9 protein-coding genes and 1 tRNA gene are annotated in these 12241 nt (G+C 42.3%); 4 read left to right on the plus strand and 6 right to left on the minus strand.

The features are described from left to right. Nucleotides 1-140: 140 nt before the first annotated feature. Complete coding sequence (nhaC, locus tag L3V36_RS14130) at nucleotides 141-1577, plus strand: Na+/H+ antiporter NhaC (RefSeq protein WP_017079531.1); 1437 nt, start codon at nucleotides 141-143, stop codon at nucleotides 1575-1577. Between the two features lie 112 nt (nucleotides 1578-1689). Here the strand turns inward: nhaC and L3V36_RS14135 are convergent, their stop codons facing one another. From L3V36_RS14135 to yejK, 3 genes are all read right to left on the minus strand, one after another. Then, on the minus strand, nucleotides 1690-2868 hold the full coding sequence (locus L3V36_RS14135) for a hypothetical protein (protein ID WP_017085646.1): 1179 nt from the start codon (nucleotides 2866-2868) through the stop codon (nucleotides 1690-1692). 76 nt (nucleotides 2869-2944) lie between these two features. Continuing rightward, nucleotides 2945-4315 (minus strand): Hpt domain-containing protein, encoded by a 1371-nt coding sequence (locus L3V36_RS14140; protein ID WP_102462242.1) that lies wholly within the window; start codon nucleotides 4313-4315, stop codon nucleotides 2945-2947. A 105-nt stretch (nucleotides 4316-4420) separates the two neighbouring features. Next, on the minus strand, nucleotides 4421-5425 hold the full coding sequence (gene yejK / locus L3V36_RS14145; protein WP_017079528.1) for a nucleoid-associated protein YejK: 1005 nt from the start codon (nucleotides 5423-5425) through the stop codon (nucleotides 4421-4423). A gap of 84 nt (nucleotides 5426-5509) precedes the next feature. On the opposite strand from yejK, the gene L3V36_RS14150 reads away from it, so the two are divergent. From L3V36_RS14150 to L3V36_RS14160, 3 genes are all read left to right on the plus strand, one after another. Next, the gene (locus tag L3V36_RS14150) at nucleotides 5510-5737 is read left to right on the plus strand and encodes a YejL family protein (RefSeq protein ID WP_004734063.1); all 228 of its coding nucleotides are present in this window, start codon (nucleotides 5510-5512) and stop codon (nucleotides 5735-5737) included. Between the two features lie 28 nt (nucleotides 5738-5765). After that, on the plus strand, nucleotides 5766-7574 hold the full coding sequence (locus L3V36_RS14155) for a DUF3413 domain-containing protein (RefSeq protein ID WP_102448191.1): 1809 nt from the start codon (nucleotides 5766-5768) through the stop codon (nucleotides 7572-7574). Between the two features lie 138 nt (nucleotides 7575-7712). Continuing rightward, nucleotides 7713-7803: transfer RNA gene (locus L3V36_RS14160), tRNA-Ser, on the plus strand. A 527-nt stretch (nucleotides 7804-8330) separates the two neighbouring features. Here L3V36_RS14160 and L3V36_RS14165 read toward each other — a convergent pair. From L3V36_RS14165 to L3V36_RS14175, 3 genes are all read right to left on the minus strand, one after another. Next, entirely contained in the window at nucleotides 8331-9233 is a 903-nt protein-coding gene (locus L3V36_RS14165) for a DnaJ C-terminal domain-containing protein (RefSeq protein ID WP_102448190.1), read from the minus strand. 135 nt (nucleotides 9234-9368) lie between these two features. Continuing rightward, nucleotides 9369-11258, minus strand: coding sequence for a molecular chaperone DnaK (gene dnaK, locus L3V36_RS14170; protein ID WP_102448198.1), 1890 nt, complete (start codon nucleotides 11256-11258; stop codon nucleotides 9369-9371). A gap of 108 nt (nucleotides 11259-11366) precedes the next feature. Further along, nucleotides 11367-11873: a general stress protein gene (locus tag L3V36_RS14175; protein ID WP_017084050.1), complete on the minus strand. Its 507-nt coding sequence runs from the start codon at nucleotides 11871-11873 to the stop codon at nucleotides 11367-11369. Nucleotides 11874-12241 lie beyond the last annotated feature (368 nt).

Consider the following 12241-nt stretch of genomic DNA (forward strand, 5'->3'; position numbering starts at 1 on the left):
CCACAATTGATTGAGTTAACAGTCAAATATCACAACTTGGGCGTATTTTTTCGATATAATAAACTAATTACTGTAGTGTCCGTTTTGCACCACACACTATAACGAAGCACTATAAATGCTCGAATTAACAAGAGGCTTTTATGAAGCAGAGTAAAACTCGCCTACCGAACCTATTACAGGTATTCATCGCGTTAGGACTATTTCTATCCCTTGCTTTTTCCTTTACAGCAAAGCTTGACCTTCCAATTCAACTTGCCTTGTATATTGGTTGGTTCATTATCATGGTTCTTGGTATTCGTCTTGGCCACGAATACAAAGACTTAGAAAAAGCAGCACTCAAAGGAATATCCAATGGCTTAGGCGCGGTTTTAATACTTTTAGCCGTTGGCGCTCTTGTTGGTACTTGGATCTCAGGCGGGATCGTACCTACTATCATTTACTATGGTCTGAAAGCTATTCACCCTTCTATCTTCCTTTTAGCGACCATGATCATCTGTTCTCTAACCGCATTGGCGACCGGTACGTCTTGGGGTGCCGCGGGTACTGCAGGCATCGCGATGATGGGTATTGGCCAAGGCTTAGGTGTTCCAGCACCAATTACAGCGGGTGCGGTGCTATCAGGCTGTTACTTCGGTGACAAGATGTCTCCACTTTCTGATTCAGTGATTCTGGCTTCTTCAATGTCTGGTGTCGAAGTGGTTGAACACATCAAAGGCATGCTGCCTGTTGCGCTAATCAGCTACATTATTACTGGCATCATGTTTACTGCGTTTGGTTTCCACTACGCAGGTAATGTTGACATGAGCCAAGTAGATTCTGTCATCAAAGCAATGGAAGTTCAGTTCTACATCACGCCTTATTCATTCGTTCCAGTACTTATCGTGCTTGGCCTGTTGGCTTTCCGTATGCCTTCATTCCCAGTAATCAGCTTTGGTTCTCTGCTTGGTATTATCTGGGCAGTCATGATCCAAGAGATCGATTTCCTAACGGCATTCAACACTGCTTGGGCACCGTTCTCTATCTCATCTGGCGTAGAATTCATTGATTCAATTCTTAACCGTGGTGGCATGTCTTCAATGCTTGGTTCGGTCGCGGTTATCGTATTTGGTCTAGGTTTTGGTGGCTTACTGGATAAAGTGGGCGTACTAGAGACAATTGCTAAAGTGTTCGAGCGCCGTGTAAACAGCGCAGGTTCTCTAGCAACCAGCACCATTGGTACGGCTTTCATGGGTAACGTGTTCGGTTCTGCGATGTACGTATCGTTAATCCTTACGCCAAAAATCTGTGCGAAGAACTACGACCGTTTGGGCTACAAACGTAAGAACCTATCTCGTAATGCTGAGTTTGGTGGCACGTTAACGTCAGGCATGGTTCCTTGGAGTGATAACGGTATCTACATGGCGAGTATTCTAGGCGTTGCAACGCTATCTTACGCACCGTTCATGTGGCTAAGCTTCATCTGTATCATCGTGACTATCGTGACCTCTTACATGGGTTGGTTCGTTGATAAGTGTGAACCAACAGCACCAGCCGTTGAAACTGAAGAAGCGGCAGAGCTTACTAAGCAGCAAGCATAAGTTAATGCCTCAGAGCTTTAGAAAGTAAGTACAAAAACGTTAATGATATAAATGCAAAAAGAGCGCCCTAGAGCGCTCTTTTTTTGATCTACTGGTTCATCTATTTATCTATTTATCTATTTATGGTTCGCTTACCCAACCAGTAACCGATGCCTAACGGTGCAAAGAACACCACTAAGATAAACAGGATGAAGTAGATAATCACACTTTTGATTAACTCCATCAGCTTATCAATCGCCAGTACCACCACCTCTTGAGATACGCGGTCAAGGTCTTGCGTAAACAACTCCCTTTCTGAAGTCACGATACCTGCAATCTCAATGCGCTCTTTCGCAATCATCTCTACCAGAGCTTCTCTTTCACGTGTCACCATTTTTTCTAACGCCACACGCTCTTCAGTGAGCATCGCTAATTTCTGGTCTGTCTTGTCGCTAAGATCGTTGAGTAGAGGCTGCATTTCTGTCGACATAATAGAAGCCAGTGTTTGCATGTACTCAGGGTTGTTCTCGATGAAGTCTTGCATGCTTGCTGACGTTTGACGAAGACTTTCTAATGTCATAGACAGGTCTTCACCCGTTAGCGAGCTGTTTAACGCAACCAGCTCCGCTTTCCAAGACATTAGTTTAGGCGTCTGGTCAGCCATCAAACTTAAACGATCGGATGCGTCACTCATTGCTTCTGGCATAGTGCCTAAGCTCTGGACAATTTGCGACTCGTCTTTACCTAGGTAGCTCAGCCATTCACGGTAAGCAGGTGTGCTTCTGAATGTGAGGTCTTTAAATGGGTGGCTAGCAGCAAACTGCGCAACGAACACTTTGCTGTTCTTGAAATCACTGGAGCTCAATACACCCTTTGCCAGTTTTTCTGCTTCTTGATCAAGAAAACGAGCAGTCTCTACCGCATCATCCGTCGCGAACAGATCCGCACCATCGCCTTGGCGATAAAACTGATTCATTTGGGCAGTGAACACCCACGAGTCGATTAAGGCAGACATCGGTGAAGTTTGATAAGCCGCTTGCTGTAAGCCCTGCTCCGCATGGATCTTCCAAAGCAAGACGTAAGATTGATGTAAGGTGTCATCAGCAGGGTAAGATTGAGCAATGAGATCGGCTGAGTCTTCTACTCGCATAAAAAACATCTTGGCGTATTCACGCGTCATGATTCGAGCATTTAGCTCTTGTTGAGTGAGAGGCGTCGTCTGAGTATCTAACTTAACTTCTAATAGAGAACAACCACTTAGCACAACACTAAGCACCAACACCATCCAACGTCGACTCGAAAATCGTAACATGTAAACCTCTGACAAAGACTAAGGGCGCGGATTGTATGAGCACTTCGTCAGAGTATTGTCAAAATTCCTACAAAAGTTAACGCTGCTTATCTAAATATTCAAACGCAGCATCTATAGAGGCTTTTATTGCCGCCTCTAGTTCTTCTAAATCGTGTTCACTGATCGCTCTCGACTGTTTCATTGTCATTTCAATGGTTGCTGCAATGATCGCTAATCGAGATGCTTTGATACTGCCAGCCACACCTTTTAAGCTATGTACAATGCGAGCAGCAGAGGTTTCATCTTTAGTGAGAAGAGATTTGAACTTCGTGTAATCATCAGCGTGATCTTGTACAAAAACACCAAGTAGCAATTCGACAGACTCAGCATCACCATCAAGCGTTTCTAGCATGTCTTCAATATCAATCGCAGGCTTTGAATCAGTGACACTTGCGATGTGTTTCTCTGCCACTGGAGCTTCCTCAGTGTTCTGCTGAACAATTTTCTGGCTTGTTACGTTAACGCCCTCTTGAGGTTGAAGGTCGGAATGTTTGCTCGTTGGCGTAATCTCCAATACAGAAGAGTCATTAGTTGGTTGTTTCACCGCAGAGAGAGCATTTTCCTTACTTGAAGCGGTTACTGGTTCAGGACTCAGTTCTTTGTCTGCTTGTTGAATCAATTTTCTCGATCTAACGCCCCACAACACTAATGTGATCATCGTTACCAAGCTTAAACCTAGCATCACTAGCAATAGGTTAAACTGACGGTCATGGAACTCAGCTTCAAGTTTAATGATCTGTTCGTTCACCGAGTTTTTCTTGATTTTATCGACTAAATAATTGAGCTGAGCGTAATCACTCAACAACGCTGAAGCATCAGCCAATAACTGTTGCAGTGCGTCTTGCTCTTCAGTTTTTAATGAATATGATTTTTCTAGAATGGAATCAAACGCACGATAAGTCGCTGACGAGCTTTGATTGTCAGAATACATCGCTTCAAAGACAACAACGCCGAATTCGTTGAGTAGCGGTTTTAGTTTAGGGGAAAGCTCTTTATCAGCGCGCAGTATCTTAATATTGTCAACGATGTCTTGAACCTGGCTTTCTATCGGGATGAACTCATCAAACTTTTCTAGGAACTGATCGGCTACATAAAGCAGTTGATTCACATCAGGGCGAAACAAGGCGTGTTGAAAATCAGATTCAATCTGCAGTCGGATCGAATAAACCAACTGAGCATCAAGTGCTAACTCATTGATACGAGAAACTCGCAGCGGCTCAGAGAAATAAAGCGATTGCCTCAATTCATTGACGCGAATACCGAGTTCTTCAATTTGAGCAAGAGAATTGGTGTAGGAACGGCTTAGATTAAGGAGAGCCAATGAAGGAAGTAGCCACAGAGCCAAGAGCACAACCAAGAAAGTGGCCGGTTTTTTAAAGCGTTTAGGCTTTGCTACTGATTGTTCCATCTATATTCCTTGTGCGTGTTAACTTGAAGCCATGACACTTGCTAAAAGACTAAGCACAAAACAAGCGACAACATATTGCTGCCGCTTTTACTCGTTAACTTCGGACTATGACTTATTGCGAGTCAGTTGGTCACGTAAGTTAGGCGGTGTGCCTTTAATCGTTAGCGTGTCTGTCTCCGGATCGTAAAAGATACGTTCGCCTAGAAGCAGACTATCAAAACTAACATTCAAACCGCCACCAGCACCAACAAATTTTGTTAGTTTACGCATAGTTGCGCGATCAGCAGGGAAACTGTCTTCTAACTCGTAGCCTTGCTCACTAGTATAGTCAAAGAAGCTTGTACCATCAGTGCTTGCTGGCAGTTCTCCAGAAAGTTCACGAACTTGAACTTCATCGCCCGCTTTTAGCTGTTCGTTACAGTAATCCGCAACCTGCTTTTTATAGCTGATCGCTTCTTCTTTTTCTAACTTAGAGTCTGAAACGAAATCTTCTACCGCTTGCATCAGTACTTGGTTTTGCTGTTTCGCATCCAAACCGACTTCAGCTTGTAAGAAATCTAAGAAGAAATCCGCGACTTTACGGCCAACACGTCCTTTAATGTAAGTTAAGTAACGGTTTGACTCTTTGTCTGTGTCGTATGTTGAAAGATCAAGGCGCGCCACAATATCCATCTTTGAGATATCAAGGTAATCAGTCGCACTGATGTCTAGCCCTTCAGTCACTTTCAAACTTTGGTTCGAAGGCAGTAAACCGATGAAAAGGTAGTCTGTCGCCAGTGATTGGTATTCAGCGAGTACCAAAGTGCCTTCGTCAGCAAATGGGTACTTCGATAACTCATCTTTTAGACGTAGCGCACTTTTTTGAGAGAAATCATAGAAACTTTGCTCTCCCGCTCGAAATTCATGCAACGACTGCTGGAATTCGCTGTCGGATTTGAAAGAACCAAACCCTTTGCCTGCTTTTGAATTAAAAACACGGTGAAGTTCAGCAACTAGGCTTTCAGATGAAGCATCGTTCTCTAGAGATTCAGCACGATAGTTAACAATCAGCTCATCCTGATCGTTCTTGCTCAGCTGGTGTAAAATTACGTTGGAAAGGTGAAGGCTCATAGTGAAAATATTACCGTTCAGGTTTCAGTTGTCGTGCATAGTAGGTTATCATAAGCCGCTTTTACTATCATTATTAGAGTCCTTATGCCGATTATATCTAAATACACAGATGATCAAGTTGAAAAAATCCTAGCTGAAGTAGGTGCTGTACTCACTAAGCACAAAGCTTCACCAGAACTTTCACTGATGATCGCTGGAAATATCGCAACCAATGTCTTAAATCAGAATGTTGCTGCTTCACAACGCAAAGGAATTGCTGAAAAATTTGCCGAAGCTTTAATCTCTTCTCTTGAAGATAAAAAGTCTCACTAAATTTGATTGACGGATAAAAGAATTATAAATGGTAGACAGCGCAAACTCATATAGCGATCGCGTATCTCGACTTGTTGGTTGGGGTCACTGGTTTGCATTTTTCAACATCATTGCTGCGATGTTGATTGGTACTCGTTATATTACTCAATCTGCTTGGCCAGAAACCCTATTGGGTCAATTTTATTTGGCTGCATCTTGGGTTGGTCATTTCGGATTTTTAGTATTCGCGCTTTATCTATTAGTGCTGTTTCCGCTCACTTTTATTCTTCCGTCGAGGAAGTTATTACGTTTGGTTGCCGTTTGCTTTGCAACCATAGGTTTAACTGTCCTACTGATTGATACCCAAACGTATCAAAATATAAACCTCCACCTGACACCTGTCGTGTGGGAGGTTTTATTCAGTGGAGAGGAGTCTGCATTCACATCTGATTTGCAACACCTCTTCATTGTTATGCCACTTATCTTCTTATTACAGCTAGGTCTGTCTGAGTGGGTTTGGCGTAAGCAACGTAAACTGTCTCATAAACACATTGGCCGTCCGATTACTGCCGTCTTCTTCTTGTGTTTTATCAGCAGCCACTTGACCTACATGTGGGCTGATGCGTATTTCTACAACCCAATTACTAGCCAGAAAGCGAACTTCCCACTGTCATACCCAATGACAGCGAAAAGCTTTATGGAAAAACATGGTCTGTTAGACCGTGAAGAGTATCTACAGCGTTTAGAAGCCAACAAAGAGAACGTAAACTTAGTTAGCTACCCGCTCGAAAAAATTCAATACAACCGCCGCAGTGATGATCTTAATATCCTGATGGTGAGTGTAAACAACCTTCGCTCTGATGCACTCAATGCCACAGCGATGCCAAACAGCTACGCATACTCACAACAATCGATCAACTTCACCAATCACTACAGTTCAAGTAACGACATGTTTGGTATCTTCGGTTTGTTCTATGGCCTTCCAAGCAGCTACGCAAGCAGCATCGAAGCTCAGGGTTCAAGTGCAGTACTGTTAGATGTATTAGATAATCACAATTATAAGTTTGCGGCTTTCAGTGGCGACAACTTTGACGATGCACTTTACTCGGAAATCATCTTCCGAGGCCGTGATATTATGCCAGAGCAAGCAACTTATGATGACAAAAGCGCGATACAAGCTTGGTCTAACTGGATTCAATCACCACAAGCTAAACGTCCTTGGTTTAACTTCATTGAGCTGACCACGCTGGATAACTTCTCTAGCTACGATTCAAGTTCAGAGTCAGACTCAACGTTAACGACAGCAGAACGTTTTGCTGCAGACTATCAAAAGTCTGCTCAAGCAGCCGATGCTCAGCTAGCAACAATCTACGCTGAACTGGAACGCTTAGAGCTAACCGACAACACGGTGGTTATCATTACTTCTAATCACGGTAGCGAGTTTAACGAAACTAAGACCAACAGCTGGGGCGCAAACTCCAATTACAGTCGTTATCAGTTACAAGTGCCACTGTTTATCAGCTGGCCTGGTAAGGCTGCTTCTGAATACACTCACCGTTCTAGTCATTTAGACGTGTCCGTAACGTTGATGCAAGAGCTATTGGGCGTATCTTCAAACCCAACAGATTTCAGTAGCGGTCGCAGCCTGTTTAATGAGCGCAAAAGAAAGTGGATTCTCGCGGGTGACTCACGTGAACTTGCCCTTGTTACCGACCAGCAAACCACGGTGTTAGATAAATTTGGTAACTACAAATTGTACGACCAGAATTACAAGCGCCTGAAAGATGTAAGCCCTCGCTTACCTGTGTTGATGCAAGGCCTGACTGAGCTACAGCGTTTCTACACAAAAAATGACTAAATAGTCACCAAACAGAAAAGGGAAGCTAATGGCTTCCCTTTTTTATTGCCGCTAATGACTAGAAAACAAGCAACCAAACAAGATTATGATAATTAAGGGTTTACAAGGCAGTCTCCCCCTTATATTATTCACGCCAATGGAGGGATGGCTGAGTGGTCGAAAGCACCGGTCTTGAAAACCGGCAACCGTTAATAGCGGTTCTAGGGTTCAAATCCCTATCCCTCCACCACTTTAAAGAAAGCCGCTGAGAAATCAGCGGCTTTTTTGCATCTAGCGTATAATCAATCGCGCCTAAGATCTGATCTTTCACAATCCCTAGAACGTTGTTGCACAATTAAGTTTAGAAACGGAACTGCCCAGTTCTGTGTTTTTTAATCAACGAGGCAAGTTTCAGGCATACCAAGTCCAGCAAGCTTATTCAGAGCTTTGTGATCCGTACCATCAATTCAGGACATCCAGCTAAACGACTTTGATCTAGGACCGAGTGGCCAGTTCTCGGCTGAATCATTCCAGTGTCTGTTTACTTTAACAAACTCGATTTTTGCTTTAATCCAATCTATCCGAACCTAACGATCTAGTGCTCTAACTGTAAGTCGATATCTGCCTATTTTATAGGATTGTGACAAACACTCTCAGATGTAGGTTACACCTTGATTTCGGTGCACCTTTAATACGATTTACACGTTCGAGTATTGTTGACTCCATTAATTTGAAGTGGGGAGTTTCTGTATCTTCAAAGGCAAACGTTTAAGGTGATTAAAGTGTTTCTTTGAACTGCTCTAAAAGTTCTTTTTGCTGGTCCGTTAATTGGGTCGGTGTATCTACGTGAATGCTGACTAATAAATCGCCGGTAACACCTTTACGGTCAGTAACGCCTCTACCTGAAACTTTAAATTTGCGTCCGCTCTGTGTGCCTGCGGGCATTTTAAGTTTAAATTTATTATCGAAGACCTTGACTTCAACTTCGCCACCGAGTGCCGCAGTTACTATATCAATATGGCTAGTACAGATTAGATTGTTTTCTTCTCTTTTTAATACTGGGTGGGGGCGCGTTTTTATGACGATTAACAAATCACCCGCGGGTCCACCGTTAGCACTAAGTCCACCTTTTCCAGAAAAGCGGATTTTTTCTCCGTCTTTTATCCCAGCAGGTATCTTAACGTTAATCTTCTTTTGCTGCCCATTCATTGGCAGGTCAACGATTTTGTCAGTCCCTTTTACCGCATCAACAAAATCAACGGTCAGATTGAACTCAAGATCTTGCCCTTTTCTAGGGCGCGCGCGACCACCGCCTCTTGCTTGTGAAAAGATATCTTCAAAACCACCGAAGCCACCACCGCCAAAACCTTGATTTTGTTGTCGGAACCCACCACTAAACATATCTTCAAAGCCACCCTGGGCAGAGTGTTGTTGGCGCTGACCAGAACCGCTGTTGTCAAACGCAGCATGACCAAACCTATCGTACTCTTGACGTTTTTCTGCGTTGGTTAAAATCTCGTATGCTTCTTTAACTTCTTTAAAGCTTTCTTCTGCACGCGCATCATCTGGATTTTTATCCGGATGATATTTCATGGCGAGTTTCTTATAAGCTTTCTTGATTTCTGTTTTCGAGGAAGCCTTAGAGACACCTAACACTTCATAATAATCTCTTTTGGACATGCTCTTTTTCTCACTAAATAAACGAAAAAAGGGCGCTCGAGTGACCTCTAACGCGCTAAATAATACTGCAATGGTATTCTTCCAAAATGAAGTGCTCAACTGTTTCTTAAAGTAAGTTCACAGTTGAGCTCCTTGTTATTTCATTTCTTCAAAGTCAGCTTCAACTACATCATCATCTACGTTTGACTGTGCGTCATTCGCATTTGATTGTACTTGTTGTTGAGTATGTTCTGTTAACGTTTTCACTGCAGTAGCAAGGGCTTGCGTTTTGCTATCAATAGCTTCTTTGTCATCCAAAGTACATGCATTTTCAAGTTCTGATATCGCTGTTTCTATCTGATGTTTATCATCAGCAGCCAGGCTTGAGCCTACTTCTTCTAATTGCTTGCGAGTAGCATGAATTAATTGGTCCGCTTGGTTTCGAGCAACAACTAAATCTTCGAACTTTTTATCCGCTTCTTTATTTACTTCTGCTTCTTGAACCATTTTCTCAATCTCAACATCACTCAAACCACCAGAGGCTTGAATAGTGATTTTTTGCTCTTTGCCCGTAAGCTTATCTGTTGCAGACACATTTAAAATGCCATCAGCATTCAAATCAAAGGTCACTTCAATTTGAGGTAAACCACGAGGTCCAGATTGAATACCTTCTAGGTTAAATTGTCCTAAAGATTGATTTAACCCAGCTTGTTTACGCTCGCCTTGTAAGACATGAATCGTCACAGCGCTTTGGTTATCTTCCGCTGTAGAGAATATTTGATTCGCTTTTGTTGGAATTGTTGTATTTTTCTCTACTAGTTTGGTCATCACTCCGCCCATGGTTTCTATACCTAGGGATAGTGGCGTAACGTCGAGTAACAATACATCTTTAACATCACCTACAAGTATGCCACCTTGTACAGCTGCACCCATAGCAACTGCTTCATCAGGGTTAACATCTTTGCGTGGCTCTTTGCCGAAGAATTCTGTTACCTTTTTTTGCACCATCGGCATGCGTGTTTGACCGCCCACCAAAATGACATCATCAATATCAGTTATAGAAAGTTCAGCATCTGCCAAAGCAACTTTCAATGGTTCTAAAGAACGTTGTACAAGGTCATCAACAAGTGATTCCAATTTAGAACGTGTTACTTTTACGTTCATATGTTTAGGCCCTGAAGCATCTGCAGTAACATAAGGAAGATTCACATCTGTTTGCTGAGTTGAAGACAATTCAATCTTTGCTTTTTCAGCCGCTTCTTTTACACGCTGCATGGCTAAAGGATCATTCTTAAGATCAATACCCTGTTGTTTTTTGAATTCATTAACCAAGTAATTAATCATTCTGTTATCGAAGTCTTCACCACCTAGATGAGTGTCACCATTTGTCGCAAGCACTTCGAAGGTTTTTTCACCATCAGCTTCATCAATCTCAATGATTGAAATATCAAATGTACCACCGCCCAAGTCATAAACTGCAACAGTGCGGTCACCTTCGTTTTTATCAAGACCGTACGCTAGTGCAGCTGCTGTTGGCTCGTTAATAATACGCTTAACTTCTAAACCAGCGATACGACCTGCATCTTTTGTTGCTTGACGCTGTGCATCGTTAAAATAGGCAGGGACTGTAATAACCGCGCCAGTAACCGTCTCACCAAGGAAGTCTTCCGCTGATTTCTTCATTTTCTTTAGAATTTCAGCTGAAACTTGAGATGCAGACATTGATTGACCTTTTGCTTCAACCCACGCATCACCATTCTCCGCTTCTACGATTTTATAAGGCATAATTTCAATATCACGCTGCACTTCTTTATCTTTGAAGCGACGTCCAATCAGACGCTTAATTGCAAACAATGTGTTTTCAGGATTGGTTACAGCTTGACGCTTTGCTGGTTGACCAACCAATGTCTCACCATCGGTATACCCTACAACAGATGCTGTTGTGCGTTCGCCCTCTGCATTCTCGATAATACGAGGGGTCTCTCCATCTAATACAGAAACACAAGAGTTAGTTGTACCTAAATCGATGCCAATAATTTTACTCATAATAATACCCTTATTAATTTGCATAAGATTTCTTGTGCAAATTTTAAGTTTGATTTCTTAAAATCAAACTTCACTCTACTTATCTAATTAAAACAATGCTTTATGCAATCATTGCTCTTCGTGAACATCAACAGAGTGATGACTCAGGATATCTTTAGCTACAGCAGCCTCTCCTTCATCAAGGTCTAAAACGATCAAAAACTTGTCCATCTTAACCGCCGTTTCATATTTGACTACACTATCTTTCGGTATCCCCACGCTGACCAATGCACCACCTAGAGCACTAAAGCCACCCGTAATCGCAGCACCCTCGATAGCTCCTACAAATGCTGACACTAAAGGTCCAGCAACAAGCAGTGCACCAAACGTTGGAACCCAAAACATTCCAGATCCCAATAATGCACCCCATATCCCGCCCCATAATGCGCCAGATTTACCCCAGGTTTTCACTCGATCACGCATGTTATAAAAGCCAGTAGCGTGTTCTTCTTTTTCTAACCCTTTGCCAACAATAGACATATGATTTACATCAAAGCCACTGTTGACTAAAGTTGTTATCGCTTCTTCCGCTTCTGCGTGTGTATTAACTACAGCTACAACCTTATTTTTTTTCATGCTTATTTCCAATTAATCTATTTAATAATGACGATCGAGAACCAATGAATGAAACCTCATGAGGGTTCATCATTCTTCTCATCACAAAACACGAACTACAAAAGAGGCAGTACCTCTACGTAATTAAGCGAGCAAGGTTACCCAAATCAGCCTATCGCCCTGTGTTGATGAGGAGAAGTTTAAGTAAGCAGGAAATGTAAATCATAATACAACCATAAAATACCTATAAAACCTCAATAAAAACATTAACAAACAATTGCTTAGTAATAATTATTTATAATTACTTTATGTCACATGAGCATTATTTTATGAGTTCTGAATAACAGGAGAGGTAAAGTTATCAAGTTCGAGTGAGTATCAAGAAATGA

It is taken from the genome of Vibrio sp. G-C-1 (genome assembly GCF_021728015.1).
GTDB classification, from domain to species: Bacteria; Pseudomonadota; Gammaproteobacteria; order Enterobacterales; family Vibrionaceae; genus Vibrio; species Vibrio splendidus.

What these genes read in the sequence shown, in the direction of transcription:
- nhaC (WP_017079531.1), top strand. Translation starts at nt 141, where the DNA reads ATGAAGCAGAGTAAAACTCGCCTACCGAACCTATTACAGGTATTCATC.
- L3V36_RS14135 (WP_017085646.1), bottom strand. Translation starts at nt 2,868, where the DNA reads ATGTTACGATTTTCGAGTCGACGTTGGATGGTGTTGGTGCTTAGTGTT.
- L3V36_RS14140 (WP_102462242.1), bottom strand. Translation starts at nt 4,315, where the DNA reads ATGGAACAATCAGTAGCAAAGCCTAAACGCTTTAAAAAACCGGCCACT.
- yejK (WP_017079528.1), bottom strand. Translation starts at nt 5,425, where the DNA reads ATGAGCCTTCACCTTTCCAACGTAATTTTACACCAGCTGAGCAAGAAC.
- L3V36_RS14150 (WP_004734063.1), top strand. Translation starts at nt 5,510, where the DNA reads ATGCCGATTATATCTAAATACACAGATGATCAAGTTGAAAAAATCCTA.
- L3V36_RS14155 (WP_102448191.1), top strand. Translation starts at nt 5,766, where the DNA reads ATGGTAGACAGCGCAAACTCATATAGCGATCGCGTATCTCGACTTGTT.
- L3V36_RS14165 (WP_102448190.1), bottom strand. Translation starts at nt 9,233, where the DNA reads ATGTCCAAAAGAGATTATTATGAAGTGTTAGGTGTCTCTAAGGCTTCC.
- dnaK (WP_102448198.1), bottom strand. Translation starts at nt 11,258, where the DNA reads ATGAGTAAAATTATTGGCATCGATTTAGGTACAACTAACTCTTGTGTT.
- L3V36_RS14175 (WP_017084050.1), bottom strand. Translation starts at nt 11,873, where the DNA reads ATGAAAAAAAATAAGGTTGTAGCTGTAGTTAATACACACGCAGAAGCG.